Origin of the sequence: Streptomyces sp. DSM 40868 (assembly GCF_011820545.1) — a bacterium.
GTDB classification, from domain to species: Bacteria; Actinomycetota; Actinomycetes; order Streptomycetales; family Streptomycetaceae; genus Streptomyces; species Streptomyces eurythermus.
Genome location: NZ_CP050504.1, coordinates 4,100,130 through 4,119,936, shown reverse-complemented (window position 1 = coordinate 4,119,936; position 19,807 = coordinate 4,100,130). Strand labels below are relative to the sequence as shown.

Here is a 19,807-nt window from a genome sequence, read left to right as displayed (position 1 = left end):
CCGTGGACACCTTTCCGGCAGCCGCTGCCTTACTGGTCCTCATCGCAGCGGCGGCGTGTCTGATCCACCGGCTCGACATCCGGCACGCCGGCACCATCGCCGTGTACCGGTACAGCGCCGCCCGCCTGCCCGGTCACCGCGGTCGCGGCACGCCACGGCCCCCGGTGGAACCGGACCTGTAAAGCGAAGGTCGTCGGTTCGAATCCGACAGGGGGCTCCGGCAAGCCCGGGTGGGATCCGCTCCCACCTGGGCCTTTTCATGCCAGGAGGCGGGCGATCTCCAGCTGGCGGGGGTCGATGGGGCGGCCGTCCTCCACGTCCCACAGGGCGTTCTGCAGCAGCCGGCCGTAGGTCCAGGCGCGGGCCCGGGCCCGGTCCAGGCCGAGGACGTCGGTCATCGCGTCGAAGCGCCAGCGGACCTCGGCCGCCTCGTACCGGTTGTCCAGGGCGGGCCACAGCTCGAAGCCGGGGTCGCCGGCCAGCGGCTTGGGGTCGATGGCGAGCCAGTCGGCGCGCTCGGCGGCCAGTACGTTCTCGTCGTGCAGGTCCCAGTGCAGCAGCCGGTCGCCGGGCTCGTCGGCGACCTCGCGGACGGCGGCGGCGCAGTCGGCGACGATCCGGCGGGCCTCGGGGTCGGGGATGCGGTCCAGCGCCCGGGGGGTGCGCTCCAGCATGCGCGCGGTGATGTCGCCGAGGCGGCGCAGTCCGGGCGGGGCCGGGAAGGACGTCAGGTGGGCCAGCAGCCGGGCGATGACCAGGACCGCCTCGCGGGTGTCGGCGAGGTGGGCCAGCATCCGGTTCTCGTCCAGGCGCTCCAGGAGCATGGTGCCGGTGGCCGGGTCGTGGTCGAGGAGCCGTACGGCTCCGTCGCCGTCCCAGGCGCGCAGCGCGACCGGCTCGCCCTCGCTCTCCTCGTCGAGCAGCTGGAGCTTGAGGACCGCGCGGACGCCGTCGGCGCGGACCACCGGCAGCACCAGGGCGCTGACGCCGTTCATCGAGGGCCCGTCGAGCCGGAGCCCCCAGCGGTCCAGGAAGTCCGCTGCGAGGTCCGGCAGCGCGGCGATGAACGCCTTTCCCGCCGCACCGTTGTACATCTCCTGTGTCTCGGCCAGTTCCGCGGGGATGTCGATCACGACCCGGACCATACCGGCGTGCGTCAATCGGTTCATGCGAATTAACCGGGGTCTGAGCGGGGTGTGGGCGTACCTCCGCGGTGCTCCCGGCACCCATGTGTGGCTGGCGGTGCTGTTCGCCACGACCGTCGCGCTGCACTCCATGCCGCCCGAGTTCGAGGAGAACTTCCTGCGGCACCGGTCGACGAACCTGCACGAGCTGTCGCGTGACCCCGTGCGGGTGCTGGTGGCGAGCGCGATGTGGATCGAGAGCGGGCACTGGCTGCCGTACGCCTTCCTGTACACGGTGTTCCACGCGCCGGCCGAGCGCTGGCTGGGCACGGCCCGCTGGCTGGCGGTGTGCGCGCTGGCCCATGTGCCGGCGTCGCTGGCGAGCGAGGCCCTGCTGCTGGCGGCGATCCGCACGGGCCGTGCCCCGCTCACCGCCGTCGACACCCTGGACATCGGGGTGAGTTACGCGCTGGCCGGGGTGATCGCGGTGCTCGGTTACCGGATCGCGGTGCCCTGGCGGTACGGGTATCTGGTGGCGGTGCTCGCCGTGTTCACGCTGCCGCTGGCCGCCGGCCCGACCGTCACGGACGTCGGCCACCTCCTCGCGGCGCTGTTCGGCCTGGCCTGCTTTCCGCTGGTCAGGGGGCGGGGAAAAGCATGGAATCCGAAGGAGACACCGGCCGGGCTCAGGGGTTAACGTCCCGGCCATGAACAGCTCGGCTAGCAGTGCCGTCAACGGCGGCGTCTCGTTCTGGTACGCGGACGACGGGCTCCCGGCGGTGCGCGAGCCGCTGACCGGGGACGCGTCCGCGGACGTCGTCATCGTCGGCGGCGGGTACACCGGCCTGTGGACGGCGTACTACCTGAAGAAGGCGGCGCCCTTCCTGCGGATCACCGTGCTGGAGCAGAAGTTCTGCGGTTACGGGGCATCCGGCCGCAACGGCGGCTGGCTGTACAACGGCATCGCGGGCCGGGACCGGTACGCCCGGCTGCACGGCCACGAGGCCGCCGTACGGCTGCAGAAGGCGATGAACGACACGGTCGCCGAGGTGGTCGCGGTCGCCCGCGCGGAGGGCATCGACGCCGACATCCACCACGGCGGTGTCCTGGAAGTGGCCACCACTCCGGCGCAGTTGGCGCGGCTGAAGGCGTTCCACGCGCACGAGCTGGCCCACGGCGAGACGGACCGGGAGCTGTACGGTGCCCGCCAGACCGCCGAGCGGATCCGGGTCGCGGACGCGGTCGGCTCCACCTGGACCCCGCACGGTGCCCGGCTGCACCCGGTGAAGCTGGTGAAGGGGCTCGCGGCGGCCGTGGAGGCGCTCGGGGTGACCATCCACGAGTCGACGCCGGTGACGGAGATCCGCCCCAAGCACGCGGTCACCCCCTACGGCACGGTCCGCGCGCCCTATGTCCTGCGCTGCACCGAGGGCTTCACCGCCGCCCTCAAGGGCCAGCGGCGGACCTGGCTGCCGATGAACTCCTCGATGATCGCGACCGAACCGCTGACCGAGGAGCAGTGGGCGGCGATCGGCTGGGCGGGCCGCGAGACCCTCGGCGACATGGCGCACGCCTACATGTACGCGCAGCGCACCGCCGACGGCCGGATCGCGCTCGGCGGGCGCGGGGTGCCGTACCGGTTCGGCTCGCGCACCGACAACGACGGCCGCACGCAGGAGACGACCGTAGCGGCGCTGCGCGAGATCCTGACCCGCTTCTTCCCGTCCCTGGCGGGCGTGCGGATCGAGCACGCCTGGTCGGGGGTGCTCGGCGTGCCGCGCGACTGGTGCGCCACCGTCACGCTGGACCGCTCCACCGGGCTCGGCTGGGCGGGCGGCTACGTCGGCTCCGGCGTCGCCACCGCCAACCTGGCCGCCCGCACCCTGCGCGACCTGGTCCGGCAGGACTCCGGCCAGGGCGGACGCACCGAGCTGACGGAGCTTCCCTGGGTGGGCCACCGGGTCCGCAAATGGGAGCCGGAACCCTTCCGCTGGCTGGGCGTGCAGGGCATGTACGCCACCTACCGCGCCGCCGACCGGCGCGAACGCCGCTACCCGGACACCCGGTCCTCGAGGCTGGCCCGTCTGGCGGACCGGGTGGCGGGCCGCCACTGACCGGGGCTCCGTCTCCTTTCGCGGATCCGGCGTACGGCGCCTCGCCGCATCCGGCATTCCGGCCTTTTCGCAGCTCAGGCGGATTGTCAGTGGCGGGGTGCAGCATGGGGGCATGGTGAGGCGAGCGACGGAGGGCCGGCCCGGGGGCCGGACGGCGGTGCGGGGCGCGCGGCGGCCGGAGCTGCGGCTGCCGGCCCTGGCTCCCTGGGACGACGGCGCACTGGAGCCGGACGGGGACTACGACGGGCTGGAGTTCCGGGAACGGGACCTGGCCGGGCAGGACGCGCGGGGCGCCCGGTTCATGGACTGCGCGCTGACGGGCTGCGTCCTGGACGAGACGGCGCTGGGCAGAGCCCGGGTGCTGGACTCGGTCCTGACCGGCCTGCGCGGGGTCGGCACCGGGCTCGCGGAGTCCACGTTCCGCGATGTCGAGCTGGTCGACGCGCGGTTGGGCGGCACCCAGATGCACGGGGCGGTGCTGGAGCGGGTCGTGGTCCGGGGCGGGAAGATCGACTTCCTGAATCTGCGCGAGGCCCGGCTGAAGGACGTCGTGTTCGAGTCCTGTGTGCTGGTCGAGCCGGACTTCGCGGGGGCGCGGCTGGAGCGGGTGGAGTTCACCGACTGCGCCCTGAAGGGGGCGGACTTCGGCAGCGCGACGCTGGCGGACGTCGATCTGCGCGGTGCCGCGCCGCTGGAGATCGTCCGGGGCCTGGACCGCCTGTCCGGCGCGGTGATCGGCACGGGCCAGCTGCTGGACCTGGCCCCGCTGCTGGCGGCGGAGCTGGGCATACGGGTGACGGACTGAGCCACGGCGGCCGTGGCGGGGCCTCAGGCGTGGGCGGGCTTGCCGTCCCCGTACAGCCAGTCCTTCCAGATGGTGCCGAAGTCCTTCCCCGGGGCCTTCCGCTCCACGTATCGGACGAAGTCGGCGGTGTCGGCGGTGCCGTGGCGGTGGGCGGCGGCCCAGCCCTGGACGAGGTCGTAGAAGGTGTCGTCGCCGACGGTCTGGCGGATCTTGTGCAGGACCATCGCGCCGCGCTGGTAGACGGGGGCGCCGGAGATGTGCGCGGCGCTCGTCGGCCGGGCCGGCGGGAAGGCCCAGATGTCGTCGGGTCCGTCCTCGTAGAGGCTGGTGAAGGTCTCCTGGGCGGTGGGCCCGTCGTGGTCCTCGTCGTAGAGCCACTCCGCGTACGTCGCGAAGCCCTCGTTGAGCCACATGTCCCGCCAGGACGCGGGGCCGACCGAGTCGCCGTACCACTGGTGGGCGAGTTCGTGCACCAGGGTGGAGACGTCGGGCGGGCCGGGGAAGACGGGGCGGGTCTGGGTCTCCAGGGCGTAACCGGCGTCGCCCGGGCGGGCCACGATCACGCCGGCGGAGGAGAAGGGGTACGGCCCGAAGTTGTACTCCGCCCAGTCCAGGATCTCCGGGATCTTCGCGAGCACGCCGGCGCTCGCCTCGGCCTGGCCGGGGTCGACGGCGGTGACGACCGGCAGGCCGTGCGGGCCGGTGGTGCGGGCGATGTCGTAGCGGCCGACGGCGACGGTGGCGAGGTAGCTCGCCATGGGCTGGGCCGACTGCCAGCGGTAGGTCGTGCGGTCGCCCTTCGTGGTCCGGTCCGTCTGCTCGCCGTTCGAGACGGCCTTGAAGGCCGTGGGGACGGTGACCGCGATGTCGTAGGTCGCCTTGTCGGAGGGGTGGTGGTTGCCGGGGAACCAGGCCATGGAGCCGACGGGTTCACCGAGGGCGAGGGCGCCGTCGGTGGTGGGCAGCCAGCCCTCCTTGGAGCCGTCGGGGTCGGTGAGGGTGCGCGGGGTGCCCGAGTAGCGGACGGTCGTGCGGAAGGTCTCGCCCTTGCTGAGGTCGGTGTGCGGGCGGACGGTGAGTTCCTGACCGGTGCGGTTCCAGCGGGCCTTCTCGCCCTCCACGTCGACCGAGTCGACGTGGAGTCCGGCGAGGTCGAGATCGAACGCGGACAGGTCGCGGGTGGCCCGGGCGGTGATGACCGCGGTGCCGGTGAGCCGGCGGGTGGCCGGGGTGTAGTCCAGGGCGAGGCTGTAGTGCCCGACGTCGTAGCCGCCGTTGCCGGCCTTCGGGAAGTACGGGTCGCCCACACCGGAGCCGCCCGGGGCGCCCCGGACACCGGCGTCGCACGCCGTGCCGGTCAGGGCGAGGGCCAGCAGCGCCGCGAGGGCCGGGACAAGGCGTACCGATCTGGACATGCCAGTGATCTTAGGCGGGCGGGGGGTACGGCGGTGGGGCGTACGGCGGGTGGGGCGTGCCACCGGTGAACGTGTCGGCGCCTCAGAAGATCTGAATGGACGTGATGTTCGGCGGCCGGGTGGGGTAGGTCACGATGTTCCAGCGGCTGATCTTGACGGTGGAGCCGTTGGCGTCGTTCATCTGGATGTCGTTGTTCCCGGTGGAGATCTTGTCCACCCAGGCGCCGGCTCCGAGACTCATGGTTCCCGCGTTGGCGGCGCAGTATTCGAAGGGCCCGTTGGGGCCGACAATGATCGGACGGCTGTAGTGGCCCCAGATGTGCAACAGGTCGTCACTGGTGCAAGGCGTCTGGTTCATGGCGTGCGCGGCGTTCACCGGAGTCGCGACGGCGAGGCCCGCGGTCAGTAACGCTACGGCTAACAGGTTCCGGGTGGTCTTCCTGGCGGTGGGCACGATGTGACATCTCCCTGAGGGGTCGGGCACGCTGCGTGAGCCGGGGTTCATCCCGAACGGTGAGGCAACTGCCCCGTCGGGCGGGAAAGTCGGCCCTTGTGCGCTTCAATCCTGGCTCAGCGCTGTGTCGGCCAGGAACGGCACGTGATGTTCTTTGCCTTCCCTTTATACGGGCCCGGTGGAGCGGGGCCGTGGGGTGTACGGCGGGTGGTCCCAGGTGGGCGTGGGGGTGTCCGGGAGGGCCGACAGCGGTTCCGGGCGGACCGGCGTGACACCATCTCCCCGTGCTCGACATCGGCTATGCCCTCTCCAACCGGTTCCCGGATCCGCCCCAGACCGACTACCGGCGCGCGGACGCGCACGCGCTGCGGCACGACCTGTTCTGCGGGGACGTCTATCTCGCGGACACCGAGACCGACCGGGAGCTGTCCACAGCCTGGGGATGGGTGCCGGTGCTGGACTTCGCGTGGGCGCTGTGCGACATCGCCGAGCAGCTGGACCGGGACCCGATGGGCTCCCGGGCCGCCCGGCCGCAGCGGGCGGAGCTGGACTTCACCGAGTCCACCGACCGGATGCTGTTCGAGCGTCGCTTCGGCTGGGTCGACATCACCTCCGACTGGTCCCCGGCCGAGGAGCCCCCGCTGTCCTTCTCCCACGCCGAACTGCGCCGGGAGGCCCGGGACTTCCTGCACGACCTGCTGGCGGACCTCACCGACCTGCACGAGGACCTGGCGGAGAACCCGGTGATCTGGACCCTCCAGGCCCGCTTCCCCCGGGTGCCGTAGGGCGCCGGACATGAGAGCGCCCCCTCCGGCTCACGGCATCCGGAGGGGGCGCGCTGGCACGTGCCGCTACTTGTCTCCGTACTCCTTGCCGGAGTCGCCGTCGCCGTCCGGGACCCCGCAGCCTGTGCCGGAGTCGCCGTAGCCGCCGGAGTGTCCGTAGCCGTCGTCGTCGCCGTAGCCGTGGTGGCCGGGCTCGCAGCGGCTGTTGCCGAGCCGGACGGTGATGCCGTCCTCGGCGTTGTCCTCGGTCAGCTCGTGCGGACCGCTGACCGGGTCGTCGGGCAGCCGGTAGCCGTCGGGCACGGCGACCTCGCGCACGTAGTACTCGCCGAGCGGGAGGTCGTCGAAGGTGCAGTCGCCCCGGGCGTCGGTGGTGCAACTCGGGCCGATGCGGGTGTCGGGGCCGGTGCCGGAGGTCTGGAGGCCGGGAGTTCCGTTGGTCTCCTTCCACAGCTCGAAGACCGCGCCCGCGAGGGGCTTGCCGTTCTGGGCATCGGTCTTCTTGATCGTGAGGGTGCCCTCTGTGTCCGGCTCCTCGGTCCGGAAGTTCACGGCGGTGACCTGCACGCCGTCGTCGGCGTTGGCTTGGGTCAGGACCAGGGGGCCGAAGACGTTGGGGTCGGGGAGGTCGTAGCCGTCGGGGGCCGCCGTCTCGCGCCAGTAGTACGTGCCGGGTGCGACCGTCCGTGTGCACTGGCCGGTTGTGCCGGTGGTGCAGGTGCCGCCGACCTGGGTGTCGGGGGTGGAGCCGCCGGTCTGGAGACCGGGGATGTTGTTGGTCTCCCTCCACAGCTGGAACACGGCGCCCGCGAGGGGTCGGCCGGTCTGGGCGTCGGTCTTGTTGACGCGGACTTCGCCGGTGGTCGGTTGGGGTTCTTGGGTGGGGGTGTTCGCGGCGGTGATCTGTACGCCGTCGTCGGCGTTGGTCTCGGTGAGGGTCAGGGGGCCGAAGACGTTGGGGTTCGGGAGGTCGTAGCCGTCGGGGGCCGAGGTCTCCCGCCAGTAGTACGTGCCCGGCTCCACCGTCCGCGCGCACACTCCGTCCGTGCCGGTGGTGCAGGTGCCGCCGAGCTGGGTGTCAGGGTTGGCGCCGCCGGTCTGGAGGCCGGGGATGCCGTTGGTCTCCTCCCACAGCTCGAACACCGCACCCTCCAGCGGCGCTCCGGTCTCCGAGTCGGTCTTGTCGACGCGGACTTCACCGGTGACCGGCTGGGGTTCTTCGGTGGGGGTGTTCGCGGCGGTGATCTGTACGCCGTCGTCGGCGTTGGCCTGGGTCAGGACCAGGGGGCCGAAGACGTTGGGGTCGGGGAGGTCGTAGCCGTCGGGGGCCGCCGTCTCGCGCCAGTAGTACGTGCCCGGGTCCACCGTCCGTGTGCACAGGCCGTTCGTGCCGGTGGTGCACACCCCGCCGACCTGGCTGTCGGGGGTGGCGCCGCCGGTCTGGAGGCCCGGGATGCCGTTGGTCTCCTCCCACAGCTCGAACTTGGCGCCCGCGAGGGGATCACCGGTCTCGGCGTCGGTCTTCTCGACGCGGACCTCGCCGGTGACCGGTTCGGGTTCTTCCGTGCGGATGTTCGCGGCGGTGGTCTGGACTCCGTCGTCGGCGTTGGCCTCGGTGAGGGTCAGGGGGCCGAAGACGTTGGGGGCGGGGAGGTCGTAGCCGTCGGGGGCTGCCGTCTCGCGCCAGTAGTACGTGCCGGTCTCCACCGTCCGCGCGCAGAGGCCGTCCGTGCCCGTGGTGCAGGTGTCACCGACGCGGGTGTCGGGGTCGGCGCCGCCGGTCTGGAGACCGGGCGTGCCGTTGGTTTCCTGCCACAGCTCGAATTCGGCGCCCGCGAGCGGGTTGCCGGTCTCGGCGTCGGTCTTGTTGACACGTACCTCGCCGGTGACCGGCTGCGGCTCGCCGCCGCAGTCCGGCAGGTCGCCGTCGAACGGGTACGAGTGGAACTCGACGCCCGTCTGGGCGCTGGTGTGGGTGAGCGAACCGGTGGTGAGGAAGCGGCCGTCCATCCCGGGCAGCGACACCGTGGTCATGGACGCCTGCTGACCCACCAGCACACTGCCCTGGAACTGGCCCGTGCCGGTCAGGTTCACCGAGGTGGCGTCGGGGAAGTTCCACAGCAGGCGTTCGCGGTAGGCGTTGAACGGGTCGGTCGCGTCGTCGATGCCGCCGCTGTAGGTGTTGATGACCCGGTTGTCGCCGACGATGTTGACCAGGATCGTCGCGTCGTCCGGGATGTTCGCGAAGGCGATCCCCTGCTGTCCTCCGCCGGGGCCGGTGAGGTCGAAGTCGACGTTGAACACCTGGAGCGCGGAGGTGCCGTCGCCCGTGAACAGCGTCTGGTAGCCCTGGTTCACCGCCGTGCCGGTGGCCGGCCGGGGCGTCCCGTCCACGCGGGCGTAGCACTGGCTCGCGGCGGTCAGCTGGTCGCGCAGCGGCAGGTACGGCTGCGCGGCGTCCGGGTCGTGGACGAGGGTGCCCTCCACCGTGCCGGTCACCGTGCCGCCGTACCGGACGACCCCGCCCTCGGCGAGCAGCCGCTGGCCGGGGGCGACGGTGATGTCGTCGCCGGTGGTCAGGAAGTCCGCGCCGTCGGGCGGTGGCACCCGCGAGCCGACCCCGACGATGCCGACGTTGTAGACGGCGCTGCCGGCGGTGTCCTTGGCCATGTCGAAGTCGTCCAGGACGACGACCCGGCCCTCCGCCTCGGCGGCCCTGCCCCGGACGAGGAAGTCGTTGCCGACGAAGATGTTGATGCCGTTGTCCCGGCCCGCGAAGGGGCCGTTGTTGATGCCCGGGAACGGGTCCGGGCAGTCCCCCGGCACGCAGGGGCCGAGCCCGCCCGGCAGCGGGGCGGCCTGGGCCTGGCCGGCTCCCACCCCGAGGATCAGGGCGGGGGCCAGGCCCGCCACGAGTGCGCAGGCCAGCCCGGCCCGGCCCAGTCCGGACCGGAGCGCCGCCACACGGTTTCCGATGGAGTGCATGCCCCAAAGGCTTCGCCGCCGGGGCCGGTGCGGCGTGGATGACATTCCCGGGCCGGGCGGCTGTCACGCGGACGGCCCGCACACGATCGGCCCGGCCGACGCGACAGCCGTACGAGGCGGGTGTATTCAGACGCGCTGGGCGGCGGCGTACGTGATGAAGGAGGCCCAGGTGCGGGTGGTGAAGTTCAGTACGGCGCCGTCGGTGTTCTTGGAGTCGCGGACGGGGACCGTGTCGTGGCTGGCGGCGAGGTTGGTGGCGACCTCGATGCACTGGCCGCCGTTGCCGCTGTAGGAAGACTTGAACCAGCGGGGGGATTCGGACGTCATGGGTGCCCTTCCCTCAGAGGCGCTGGTCGGCGGCGTACGCGATGAAGGAGGCCCAGGCGCGGGTGGTGAAGTTCAGTACGGCGCCGTCGGTGTTCTTGGAGTCGCGGACGGGGACGACGTTGTGGGTGGGGGCGAGGTTGGTGGCGACCTCGATGCAGTTGCCGCCGTTGTTGCTGTAGGGGGACTTGAACCAGCGGGGGGCCTCGGACGTCATGGGGTGCCCTTTCATGCCGCTTCGGTGAAGAGTGCGCCTCCTCCCACTACAGCGGAAGGAGGAGGCGGTCGTGAGCGGGGTTTCAGACGCTCTGGGCGGCGGCATACGCGATGAACGAGGCCCAGCTGCCGGTGGTGAAGTTCAGTACGGCGCCGTCGGCGTCCTTGGAGTCGCGGACGGGGACCATGTCGTGGCTGGCGGCGAGGTTGGTGGCGACCTCGATGCACTGGCCGCCGTTGTTGCTGTAGGAGGACTTGAACCAGCGGGGGGACTCGGTCGTCACGGGGTGCCCTTTCATGCCTCTTTGATCATGGCCACCGATGCAGCCTGGGGCAGAGCATCTGCCTGCAACTGATGGTAGCCCGCCAACAGGGGGAGCACCGCTGCCGTTTCACGCTCCAAGTGGCCTCGCGTCTGGGATTCCGCGTACGCGATCACGGACAGGTCCGGCATCGTCAGTAAGGTCATGGGCAGGTCGAACGGGCGACGCTCCCCCATGTCGAAGGGAGCGACCTGGAGCACGGTGTTAGGCAGCTCGGCGAACTGCATCAACCGGTCGAGCTGGGCCCTCATGACCTTCGGTCCGCCGACCTGTCTGCGGATGCAGCTCTCATCCATCACCACCAGCATCGTGGGGAGGCGGGGATGTTCCAGGGCCGCCTGCCGTTCCGCCAGGAACGAGACTCTTTCCTCCGCCTGTTCGGGCGTGATGGTCCCTCGGTGCACGGCACTGTCCGCGAGGACACGCGCGTACTCCGGTGTCTGGAGCAGGCCGGGGATGATCCCGATCTCGTACAACCGGATTTCCGCCGCCCTGCCCTCGTGCTTGACGAACTCGGGGAAGCCTTCCAGCAGGTTGCCGTGCCGGATCTGCCGGTACTCGCGCTCGAACGAGTCCGCGCTGCCCGTGAGGCCGAATGCTCTGTCCGCGCTACGCGAAAAGCGAAGGGTCGGAGGTTTCCGACCGGTTTCCACGGCCGAAATATGCACGCTGGAATATTCCGTCAGGGTGGCCAGGTCTTCCTGGGTCCAGCCGCGTGCCTCCCGCAGGCTGCGCAGACGTGCTCCGTACGCCGCCTGCGGCGACGCGTCGGGGTTCAACTCCTTGCGGTTCAAGGGCGCTTCACCGACCTTTCGTTCTCTTCCAACACGTTGAACGGTTCCCAGGCGTGGTCCCATGCTGAACCCGTCCGGTAGTCGCAGTGCTACGGAGAGGAACTTTCGTGCCCGAAAGACTGAACGAACTGGCCCCAGTTGACGGCGAGAAGAGCCCGGAGAGCCCCGGCGACGAACACATCCCCACGCTGGGCATCCGGCAGACACTCGAGGTCGGCGAGATCACCTTCGCCCTGGACGCGGTGCTGGCGGAGGCCGGCATCAGGCTTCCGCAGTTCCACACCCGGCTGGCCCCCGCCGAGAACCGCCGCTGGGTGGTCCGGCTCGGCGACTGCAACGTGGTCCAGGCCCGCGGCCTCCTCGACCTTCTGAAGGACGGGCTGACCCTCCGCGAGCGGCACCCGGAGGAGGCGATCAATGGAACATCCGCCAAGGACAGTTAGGACACGGGCCCACCTCGAAAAGGCCATCATGCGGGCCGGCGCCATCGTGGACGTGCTGATCGACCCCGCGGGCGGCTTCCTGGCCATCCAGTGCATCGGGATCGAGGCGGCCGAAGAACTGGCGCTCACCATCGAGGCCGGTGTGCAGGCAAGGGTGGTGAGGGGATGACCTTCCGCTGCACCAGCACCTGCGAAATCAAGGATCACACCTTCCGGCTGGCTCAACGACTGCCCTGCGCCGACCACGGTGAAGTCGACTGGGCGTTCCTGGACGACCTCCGGTGTGTGCTGGGTGAAGAAGAGCACGAGTTCCATGCCACGTGGCTGCGAAGCGGCTCGGAACTCGAGAAGGACGTGTACCTGTGCTGGCGCGATGACCCGGGAACGCAGTGGATCGTCGATGCCGAGGTGTGCCTGAGGACCAAAACGCCCCTGGGATCGTCCTGCACGATCTACAAAGGCCATCCCGGGAAGTGCGAGTGGGATCACGTGGACCTCGAAGCGCCGGCGCGATCGGCGGGCGAGTTCCCCGGCGACGGTCTCGTCCGCCCATGAAGAAGACCCCCCGAAGGCGACTCGGGGGGTCTTCGGACGTGTGCCTACTGTCAGACGTTGACGCCGAAGTCCTGGGCGATGCCGACCAGGCCCGAGGCGTAGCCCTGGCCGACCGCGCGGAACTTCCACTCCGCGCCGTTGCGGTACAGCTCGCCGAAGATCATGGCCGTCTCGGTGGCCGCGTCCTCCGACAGGTCGTAGCGGGCGATCTCGGCGCCGCCGGCCTGGTTGACGATGCGGATGTAGGCGTTGCGGACCTGGCCGAAGTTCTGGCCGCGGTTCTCGGCGTCGTAGATGGACACCGGGAAGACGATCTTGTCGACGTCGGCCGGGAGCGCGGCCAGGTCGACGTTGATCGCCTCGTCGTCGCCGGCGCCCTCGCCCGTGCGGTTGTCACCCGTGTGGACGATCGAGTTGTCCGGGGTCTGCTTGTTGTTGAAGAACACGAAGTGGGCGTCCGAGTAGACCTTGCCCTGCGTGTTCACCGCGATGGCGGAGGCGTCCAGGTCGAAGTCCGTGCCGGTGGTCGTGCGGACGTCCCAGCCGAGGCCCACGGTGACGGCGGTCAGGCCCGGAGCCTCCTTGGTGAGCGAGACGTTGCCACCCTTGGACAGGCTTACAGCCATGTTGGGAGTCCCTTCCTTGGATACCCGTGCGTATGTGCGCACATCTGTGCCGACGGAGCTATGCCGACGAAGCTACCGTCACCCGTGACAACGACGCGGGGTGTCCCCTGGGTTCCGGATCGCTTTACCTTTTTTACCGAGCCCGGAGCAGGGCGCTCCCGGCGGGGCGGACCGGGGGCCGGAAATCCAGGTGACGTGCGCCGGGCCGGACCGGGAACATGGAGGGCATGTCCGGGCCCTATCTCATCCGTGGTTCGGTCTCGCTGCCCGAGGCCGAGCTGATGTGGCGTTTCTCCAGGTCGTCCGGGCCCGGCGGACAGCACGTCAACACCAGTGACTCGCAGGTGGAGCTGCGCTTCGACCTCGCGCGCACCGAGGCGCTCCCGCCCGTGTGGAAGGAGCGGGCGCTGCACCGGCTGGCCGGCCGCCTCGTGGACGGGGTGGTGACCGTACGGGCCTCCGAGCACCGCTCGCAGTGGCGCAACCGGGAGGCCGCCGCCGTACGCCTCGCCGCGCTCCTCGCGGAGGCCACCGCGCCTCCGCCCAAGCCCCGCAAGCCCACCCGTATCCCGCGTGGCATCAACGAACGCCGGCTGCGGGAGAAGAAGCAGCGCTCGGAGACGAAGCGGGGCCGGTCGGGCCGCGAGTGGGGGTAGCGGGCGGGCCGCTGTCACATCCGTGGCCGCTCCGTCGTCAAGGCGGTGACAGCACCGAGGACGACGACGGAAGAGGCCGGGCCCGCCATGACGACCGACAACGACTTTCTCGCCGAGCGGTTCGAGGCGTACCGCGGGCATCTGGGGGCCGTCGCCTACCGGATGCTCGGCTCCGCCGCCGAGGCCGAGGACGCCGTCCAGGAGGCGTGGGTCCGGCTGAGCCGGTCGGACACGGGGGAGGTGACCAACCTCGGTGGCTGGCTGACGACCGTGGTCGGCCGGGTCTGCCTCGACATGCTGCGCTCCCGCCGCACGCGGGGCGAGGAGCCGCTGGAGAGCCGGCTGCCGGCGCCGTCCGAGGAGCCGGACCCCGCGCAGCGCGCCCTGCTCGCCGACTCGGTGGGGCTCGCCTTGTTGGTCGTCCTGGACACCCTTTCGCCGGCCGAGCGGCTGGCGTTCGTGCTGCACGACATGTTCGGCGTGCCGTTCGAGGAGATCGCCGGGATCCTCGGGCGTACCCCGGCCTCGGCGCGGCAGCTCGCCAGCCGGGCCCGGCGCCGGGTGCGGGGGGTCGAGGCGCCGGAGGCCGACCTGGCCCGGCAGCGGCGGGTGGTGGACGCCTTCCTGGCCGCGGCGCGGGACGGGGACTTCGAGGGGCTGCTCGCGGTGCTCGACCCGGATGTGGTGGCCCGCTCGGAGTCCGGTGTGAACAGCGGCGCGGCCCGGGTCGCCGCGGGCGCGGCGAGCTTCGCCCACCTGGCACGGCTCGCACGGCCGGCGCTGATCGACGGCGCGACGGGCCTGGCCCTGTTCGCCGACGGCCGCGTCACGCAGGTCCTGGCCTTCACCTTCATCGCCGACCGCATCACGGAGATCGACATCATCACCGCCCCGTCCCGCCTGGCGGAACTGACGGTGGAGGAGGCGTAGCGCCCGTTCACAGCTCCAGTACCCCCACCACCTGGTCCCCGTCGGTCTCCCCGGTCGGGTGGAAGCCCAGGCGGGTGTAGAAGTCGCCGGGGCCGTGGGTGCCGGGGTGCCAGCTGGCGTACAGGTGGGTGCCGCCGCGGCGGCGGATCTCCGTGGCCACCGCGTCCACGGCGAACCGGCCGTAGCCCCGGCCCTGTTCACCGGCCGCGATGTTCAGCCGCCACAGCCCGGAGCGGTACAGGCTGCCGTCGCCGTGCCAGTCGATGCCGAAGTAGGCCATCACGAAGCCGACCGTCCGGCCGTCGTCGGTGATCAGCCGGGGCCAGGCGACGCCGTCCGGGTGGACGTACGCCTCGGCGAGCGACCGCACCACCGGTGCGACGGCGTGCTCCTGGTCGGGGCGGACGCGCAGGGCGACGGCGGTCTCGAAGTTCCGTGGGGTCACCACTTCCAGGCGAGGTGTCATCGGCGCACCGTAGGCCCGCCGGCCCCGCCCCGGCCACGGAATTTCCCGGCTCAGCCCAGCTGCCGGTAGCGGCCGCGGAAGTACAGCAGCGGGCCGCCCTCGGCGCTGGGCACGTGCGCGGTGAGGACGCGGCCGATGACCAGGGTGTGGTCCCCGGCGGCCACCCGCTGCTCGGTACGGCACTCCAGGGTGGCCAGCGCGCCCCCGACCAGCGGGGCGCCGGTGACCTCGCCACGGCGGTAGGGGATGTCCTCGAAGAGCAGCCGGTCGCTGATCCGGCCCTTCATGGCGAAGCGGCCCGCGATGTGCCGTTGGCTCTCGGCGAGGACCGACACCGCCCACAGCGGCTGTTCGGCGAGCAGGTCGTCCATCCGGGCGCCCTCGCGCAGGCTGACCATGACCAGCGGCGGGTCGAGGGAGACCGACAGGAACGCGGTGGCGGTCATGCCGACGTCCTCCACCCCCGGTGCGTGGGGGTCGTCCGGGTCCAGCGGCGGTTCCTGCGCGGTGACCAGGACCACGCCCGCGGCCAGCCGGGACATCGCGGCCCGGAACTCGTCGTTGCTCACCCCCTCAGCATGCCCGGAAGGCAGGGGGGTGGTGGGGGAGGGAGTCTTCAGCACGCCGGAAACGCTAGTCTTCGCCCGGTGCGGCGGGCATCGGGCCCTGGCCCGAGCCGGGTCCTAGGTCGCGAGGACCAGCGGCGCGCTCGGCGCGTGCATGATGTGAACGAGCGCGCACCGTGTGTCTTCGGGAATCACAGGGGGCAAACGCAGAAACTGCACTCAATTGTTCACGTTTCCTTGTGACTTGAGTCACAAGAGGCGGGAATTGTTGACCCTGTGTACCGAGTGGGCAGCGCGCTGTGATTCAGTGGCGGGGAGCCGCAAGGACAACGCGCACAGCACGACGAAGAGCCACCGCTGACCACGCGGGAGAAGCGCCGAAGGCAACCCTTGATTCGCTGCGAGGTCTCGGGGGGAGGGCGAGCATGGAGACCGAGTCGGAGCCGTATGTCCGTCTTGCGTCCCTGCGACAGCTGCACCAGGTCATGGCCGACATCAACACGGCACGCAGCCTGGCGGACACACTGCAGACCGTCGCCGACGGCGCCGTCAACGCCCTCGGCTACGAGATGGCGGCCGTCAACATGGTCCGCCCCGACGGCGACCTGGTGGTCGCCGCCTTCTCCGGCAACCCCGCCGCCGAGGCCCTGATCACCGGCCGGGTCGGCTCCCGCGAGTCCTGGGAGCGGCGGCTGACCATGGGCGAACGCTGGGGCGACCTGATCTTCATACCGCACACCGAGGGCTGGGTCCTGGACGACGACGACGTCCCCCAGTGGTTCACCGACGGCCCCGAGCCGCGCTTCGAGGACGAGTGGCACCCCTCCGACCGGCTCTTCGCGCCCATGTACACCCCGGGCGTGCAGGGCGGCGCCTGCGGCGAGCTGCTCGGCGTCATATCCGTCGACCGGCCGCGCAACGGCCGCCGTCCCGGCGCCTGGGGCCGCGAGGCCCTCCAGATGTACGCCTTCCAGGCCGCCATCGCGATCAGCAACGCCCGCCTGCGCTCCAACATGCAGCGCGCCCTGATCCGTCTGGAACGCGAGCAGCAGGCCCTGCGCGCCAGCGAGGAATCCTTCCGACAGGCGTTCGAATATGCCCCCTCCGGCATGGCCATCGCCGAGATGGGCGGCGACCAGCACGGCCGCATCCTGCGCACCAACGACGCGCTGTGCCGGCTGCTCGGCCGCCCCGCCTCCGCGATGCGCCGCTACTCCTTCGCCGACCTCGTCCACCCCGAGGACATCGGCACCCTGCTGCGCACCTCCGCCGAGGGCGGGCGCGCCGAACTCCGACTGGGCCGCCGCGACGGCAGCTACGTCTGGGTGTCGCTGCGCAACAGCGTGGTCGCGGACGCCGCCGACGGGCCGCGCTTCCTGCTCACCCACGTGGAGGACATAGAGGAGCGCAAGCGGCGCGAACTCCAGCTCGCGCACCGCGCCTCCCACGACTCGCTGACCGGCCTGCCGAACTCCGCCGAGCTGCGCTCACGCCTGTCGGCCCGGCTCTGCCGGCGCCCCGCCCACGCCGGCGCCCCGGACTCCCTGGACGCGGCCTACGGCCACCCCGCCTACGACATCCCGGCCGGCCACGGCTTCGACTTCGCGCCGGGCGCCGAGGCGTACGACGCCTACGACCACCATGTGCACACCGTCGCCCCCGAGGAGGGTCGCGACGACGGCGCCAAGGGCCTCGCGGTCCTGTTCTGCGACCTCGACGGCTTCAAGTCGATCAACGACCGGTTCGGGCACAACGCGGGCGACGCGGTCCTCATCGAGGTCGCCCGGCGGCTGAGCAACGGCGTCCGCGACGGGGACACGGTGGCCCGGCTCGGCGGCGACGAGTTCGTGATCCTCGCCGACGGCCTCGGCCGGGCCGACGCCCAGGACCTCGCCGTACGGCTGCGCAACGAGATCATCCAGCCGATCCGGGCCGAGGGCCGGTCCGTCCGGGTGGGCGCGAGCTTCGGCATCGGCTGGGCACACTGCGGCATGACGGCGGACGAGGTGCTGAAGTCCGCCGACGAGCGGATGTACGTAGAGAAACGATCTCGTCCCAAACAGCATCGCCGCGCGGGATGAACCGCAGGTCAGCGGGTTGACGCGATCCCGGTCACCCGTTTGGGGGACGGAGAGCGGGTAGGCTCGCCATTCCAACCCGTACCCCATCCGCACGCACCTGTTGAGGAGTACCAAGGGATGACGCCCGGCGACAACGGCGCGAGCACGCCCGAGGACGACGACCCGTTCGGCTACCTGTACGCAGACGGCCAGGCCCGGGGAGCCCAGCCGCCGTCCGGCGGCGGTTACGGCTACCCGAACTCGGTCAGCAGGGTGCGCACGGTCGGCGAGCGCCGGTACGGCCAGCAGCCCGGGCCCTACGGCCAGCAGCCGCAGGGCACGTACGGCCAGGGCGTCCCGCAGCAGGGCGGCTACGGCCAGCCGAACGCCCACTACCAGGCCCCGGAGACGCTGCCCGGCGGCGCGCCCCCGGCCGGCCACCGGTCCGCGCCGCCCGCGCCCGGCCGCCGCGGCCCGAACACCAAGGGCCTGCTGATCGGCGCGATAGCCGTGGTCGCCGCGGTCGTCATCGGCATCGGCGTCGCGATGATCAACGACAACACCGAGGACGACAAGGCCGGCAACCAGGCCACCCCGGCCCCCACCCAGTCCCAGAGCCAGTCCCCGAGCCCGACGGGCAGCAGCTCGCCCACGGCCGGTGAACTGCCGAAGACCGACGCCGCGAGCGGCTCGGTCCAGCTGTCCGGCGGCGCGGCCGCGGCCTCGGACGTCCAGGGCGCGCAGGCGGCCGGCGGCACCTACGTGGGCGGTCTGAACACGGCGGGCGCGTCGGTGACCTGGACGGTCGACAACATCCCCGAGGCGGGCGCGTACACCATCTTCACGCGGTACAGCGTGACCGGTGAGGACCAGTCGATGACGGTGTCCGTCAACGGCAAGGAGTTCGGCAGCAAGATCGGGTTCCGCAACTGGCGCAGTGCCCCCGACGGCGACTTCGCCAAGGGCTGGACGCACTCCTACGTGTGGCCCACCCTCGACAAGGGCCGCAACACCATCTCGATCTCCTGCCAGCCCGGCGACAAGTGCAACGTCCTGCTGGACCAGATGTGGATCAAGAAGGGCCGCGTCACCAGCTAGGGCCGGACAGGGCCGGTCGGGCCGCCCCGGTCAGGCCGCGCTGACCGCTGCCGTGACCCGTACCCGGCCGAGGAGTTCCGTGTACGCGGGATGGTCGAACTCGCCCGCCGCCGGGGCCCGTACCGTCGCCGCCGACAGGGCTGCCGCGCGGGCCAGCCGGTCCGGCCAGGGGAGGTGGTCGACCAGGCCGGAGAGCAGGCCCGCCACCGCCGAGTCGCCGGCGCCCGTGGGGTTGCCGCGGACGGGGGCGGGCGGGGCGGCGCGCCAGTGGCCCTCCGGGGTGACGGCGAGCAGGCCGTCCGCGCCGAGGGAGGCGACCACCGCGTGCGCCCCGCGCCGACGGGCGTCCTGCGTGGCGCGCAACGGCTCGTGCGAGCCGGTGAGTTCGGCGAGTTCTCCGGCGTTGGGCTTGATGATGTCCGGCCGGGCGGCGACCCCGCGGCGCAGCGCCTCCCCGCTGGTGTCCAGCAGCACCGGCACACCGGCGGAGCGGGCCGCGCGGACCAGGCCCGCGTACGCCCCCACCGGCACCCCCGGCGGCAGGCTCCCGCACAGCGCCACCGCCTCGGCGCCCGGCAGCAGCTCCTGGTACCGGCCGAGGAAGGCCGCCCACTCGGCCGGGGAGATCTGTGGGCCCGGCTCGTTCAGCTGGGTCGTGTCACCGGTGCGCTCGTCCACCACCGCGACCGTGCGCCGGGTCGCCCCGGAGACCGGCACCAGCGCGTCCACCAGGGCACCGGGCGCGTCCGCGCCCCCTCGCTCCCGCGCCACGGGGGCCGCCGGCGCCGGTGCCAGCATCGCGCGCAGGACCGCGCCGGTGTGGCCGCCCGCGAAGCCGGTGACCGTCACGTCGTGGCCGAGCGCGGCCAGTACCCGGGCCACGTTCACGCCCTTGCCGCCGGGGCGTTCGGCGACCTCCGAGACGCGGTGGGTGGCGTGCGGCCGCAGCGACCGTACGCGGTAGGTGATGTCGAGAGCGGTGTTCAGTGTGACCGTGAGGATCACCCGGGCCGACCTCCCTCGAAGTCCCTGCGGTGTCTTGGGTGTCCGGGGCCTCGATCATGCCAA

Annotated in this window: 24 protein-coding genes and 1 tRNA gene; 13 read left to right on the top strand and 12 right to left on the bottom strand. The window is 71.7% G+C overall.

The annotated features are described in order from the left end of the window. Positions 1–2: 2 nt before the first annotated feature. Both HB370_RS18615 and HB370_RS18610 read left to right on the top strand, forming a co-directional pair. Complete coding sequence (locus tag HB370_RS18615) at positions 3–182, top strand: hypothetical protein (RefSeq protein ID WP_157855551.1); 180 nt, start codon at positions 3–5, stop codon at positions 180–182. Further along, positions 158–217, top strand: a tRNA-Ser gene (locus tag HB370_RS18610). The genes HB370_RS18615 and HB370_RS18610 overlap by 25 nt, the downstream gene beginning before the upstream one ends. Before the next feature lie 40 nt (positions 218–257). Here HB370_RS18610 and HB370_RS18605 read toward each other — a convergent pair. Continuing rightward, entirely contained in the window at positions 258–1,133 is an 876-nt protein-coding gene (locus HB370_RS18605) for an aminoglycoside phosphotransferase family protein (RefSeq protein WP_244405557.1), read from the bottom strand. Between the two features lie 34 nt (positions 1,134–1,167). On the opposite strand from HB370_RS18605, the gene HB370_RS18600 reads away from it, so the two are divergent. The 3 genes from HB370_RS18600 to HB370_RS18590 all read left to right on the top strand — a co-directional run bounded on the left by HB370_RS18600 (position 1,168) and on the right by HB370_RS18590 (position 4,043). Beyond that, positions 1,168–1,821 (top strand): rhomboid-like protein, encoded by a 654-nt coding sequence (locus HB370_RS18600; protein ID WP_030779624.1) that lies wholly within the window; start codon positions 1,168–1,170, stop codon positions 1,819–1,821. Positions 1,822–1,831: 10 nt separating this feature from the next. Continuing rightward, complete coding sequence (locus tag HB370_RS18595; protein WP_167512997.1) at positions 1,832–3,238, top strand: FAD-dependent oxidoreductase; 1,407 nt, start codon at positions 1,832–1,834, stop codon at positions 3,236–3,238. Positions 3,239–3,350: 112 nt separating this feature from the next. Next, positions 3,351–4,043 (top strand): pentapeptide repeat-containing protein, encoded by a 693-nt coding sequence (locus tag HB370_RS18590; RefSeq protein WP_208974414.1) that lies wholly within the window; start codon positions 3,351–3,353, stop codon positions 4,041–4,043. A 23-nt stretch (positions 4,044–4,066) separates the two neighbouring features. Here HB370_RS18590 and HB370_RS18585 read toward each other — a convergent pair whose 3' ends face one another. Then, positions 4,067–5,458, bottom strand: coding sequence for a M1 family metallopeptidase (locus HB370_RS18585; RefSeq protein WP_030779618.1), 1,392 nt, complete (start codon positions 5,456–5,458; stop codon positions 4,067–4,069). Between the two features lie 82 nt (positions 5,459–5,540). Continuing rightward, positions 5,541–5,912: a beta/gamma crystallin domain-containing protein gene (locus HB370_RS18580; RefSeq protein WP_051815512.1), complete on the bottom strand. Its 372-nt coding sequence runs from the start codon at positions 5,910–5,912 to the stop codon at positions 5,541–5,543. A 284-nt stretch (positions 5,913–6,196) separates the two neighbouring features. Between HB370_RS18580 and HB370_RS18575 the strand changes: the two genes are divergently transcribed. After that, positions 6,197–6,697 carry a hypothetical protein gene (locus tag HB370_RS18575; RefSeq protein WP_030779612.1) on the top strand — a complete coding sequence of 167 codons (501 nt, stop codon included), beginning with the start codon at positions 6,197–6,199 and terminating at the stop codon, positions 6,695–6,697. A gap of 66 nt (positions 6,698–6,763) precedes the next feature. Here HB370_RS18575 and HB370_RS18570 read toward each other — a convergent pair whose 3' ends face one another. The 5 genes from HB370_RS18570 to HB370_RS18550 all read right to left on the bottom strand — a co-directional run bounded on the left by HB370_RS18570 (position 6,764) and on the right by HB370_RS18550 (position 11,339). Further along, a complete protein-coding gene (locus HB370_RS18570) occupies positions 6,764–9,682 on the bottom strand; it encodes a SpaA isopeptide-forming pilin-related protein (RefSeq protein ID WP_051815510.1) in 2,919 nt (972 codons plus the stop codon). Positions 9,683–9,808: 126 nt separating this feature from the next. Then, a complete protein-coding gene (locus HB370_RS18565) occupies positions 9,809–10,009 on the bottom strand; it encodes a DUF397 domain-containing protein (protein WP_030779606.1) in 201 nt (66 codons plus the stop codon). Positions 10,010–10,022: 13 nt separating this feature from the next. Further along, positions 10,023–10,223 carry a DUF397 domain-containing protein gene (locus HB370_RS18560; RefSeq protein ID WP_030779603.1) on the bottom strand — a complete coding sequence of 67 codons (201 nt, stop codon included), beginning with the start codon at positions 10,221–10,223 and terminating at the stop codon, positions 10,023–10,025. Between the two features lie 82 nt (positions 10,224–10,305). Further along, the gene (locus HB370_RS18555; RefSeq protein WP_030779601.1) at positions 10,306–10,506 is read right to left on the bottom strand and encodes a DUF397 domain-containing protein; all 201 of its coding nucleotides are present in this window, start codon (positions 10,504–10,506) and stop codon (positions 10,306–10,308) included. An 11-nt stretch (positions 10,507–10,517) separates the two neighbouring features. Continuing rightward, positions 10,518–11,339: a helix-turn-helix transcriptional regulator gene (locus HB370_RS18550; protein ID WP_030779599.1), complete on the bottom strand. Its 822-nt coding sequence runs from the start codon at positions 11,337–11,339 to the stop codon at positions 10,518–10,520. Between the two features lie 107 nt (positions 11,340–11,446). On the opposite strand from HB370_RS18550, the gene HB370_RS18545 reads away from it, so the two are divergent. Genes HB370_RS18545 through HB370_RS18535 form a run of 3 tightly spaced genes read left to right on the top strand, consistent with a single transcriptional unit; the run spans position 11,447 to position 12,337 of the window. Next, positions 11,447–11,782, top strand: a complete 336-nt coding sequence (locus HB370_RS18545) for a hypothetical protein (RefSeq protein WP_030779597.1) — start codon at positions 11,447–11,449, stop codon at positions 11,780–11,782. Continuing rightward, entirely contained in the window at positions 11,757–11,951 is a 195-nt protein-coding gene (locus tag HB370_RS18540) for a hypothetical protein (protein ID WP_157855550.1), read from the top strand. Before HB370_RS18545 ends, HB370_RS18540 begins: the two co-directional genes overlap by 26 nt. Next, positions 11,948–12,337, top strand: coding sequence for a hypothetical protein (locus tag HB370_RS18535; RefSeq protein ID WP_030779595.1), 390 nt, complete (start codon positions 11,948–11,950; stop codon positions 12,335–12,337). The genes HB370_RS18540 and HB370_RS18535 overlap by 4 nt, the downstream gene beginning before the upstream one ends. A gap of 50 nt (positions 12,338–12,387) precedes the next feature. Here the strand turns inward: HB370_RS18535 and HB370_RS18530 are convergent, their stop codons facing one another. After that, positions 12,388–12,963 (bottom strand): TerD family protein, encoded by a 576-nt coding sequence (locus tag HB370_RS18530; protein WP_030779593.1) that lies wholly within the window; start codon positions 12,961–12,963, stop codon positions 12,388–12,390. Between the two features lie 218 nt (positions 12,964–13,181). On the opposite strand from HB370_RS18530, the gene arfB reads away from it, so the two are divergent. Both arfB and HB370_RS18520 read left to right on the top strand, forming a co-directional pair. Continuing rightward, a complete protein-coding gene (arfB, locus tag HB370_RS18525; RefSeq protein ID WP_030612215.1) occupies positions 13,182–13,619 on the top strand; it encodes an alternative ribosome rescue aminoacyl-tRNA hydrolase ArfB in 438 nt (145 codons plus the stop codon). Between the two features lie 87 nt (positions 13,620–13,706). After that, positions 13,707–14,549 carry a sigma-70 family RNA polymerase sigma factor gene (locus HB370_RS18520; RefSeq protein WP_030779590.1) on the top strand — a complete coding sequence of 281 codons (843 nt, stop codon included), beginning with the start codon at positions 13,707–13,709 and terminating at the stop codon, positions 14,547–14,549. A 7-nt stretch (positions 14,550–14,556) separates the two neighbouring features. Here HB370_RS18520 and HB370_RS18515 read toward each other — a convergent pair whose 3' ends face one another. Both HB370_RS18515 and HB370_RS18510 read right to left on the bottom strand, forming a co-directional pair. Then, positions 14,557–15,015 (bottom strand): GNAT family N-acetyltransferase, encoded by a 459-nt coding sequence (locus HB370_RS18515; RefSeq protein ID WP_030779587.1) that lies wholly within the window; start codon positions 15,013–15,015, stop codon positions 14,557–14,559. A gap of 50 nt (positions 15,016–15,065) precedes the next feature. Beyond that, positions 15,066–15,638: a flavin reductase family protein gene (locus HB370_RS18510; protein WP_078637444.1), complete on the bottom strand. Its 573-nt coding sequence runs from the start codon at positions 15,636–15,638 to the stop codon at positions 15,066–15,068. A 368-nt stretch (positions 15,639–16,006) separates the two neighbouring features. Between HB370_RS18510 and cdgB the strand changes: the two genes are divergently transcribed. Next, positions 16,007–17,662, top strand: coding sequence for a diguanylate cyclase CdgB (cdgB, locus tag HB370_RS18505; protein ID WP_030779581.1), 1,656 nt, complete (start codon positions 16,007–16,009; stop codon positions 17,660–17,662). A gap of 117 nt (positions 17,663–17,779) precedes the next feature. Further along, positions 17,780–18,739, top strand: a complete 960-nt coding sequence (locus HB370_RS18500; protein ID WP_030779578.1) for a carbohydrate-binding protein — start codon at positions 17,780–17,782, stop codon at positions 18,737–18,739. A 30-nt stretch (positions 18,740–18,769) separates the two neighbouring features. Here HB370_RS18500 and HB370_RS18495 read toward each other — a convergent pair whose 3' ends face one another. Further along, positions 18,770–19,744: a 1-phosphofructokinase family hexose kinase gene (locus HB370_RS18495; protein ID WP_030779576.1), complete on the bottom strand. Its 975-nt coding sequence runs from the start codon at positions 19,742–19,744 to the stop codon at positions 18,770–18,772. Positions 19,745–19,807: the final 63 nt, after the last annotated feature.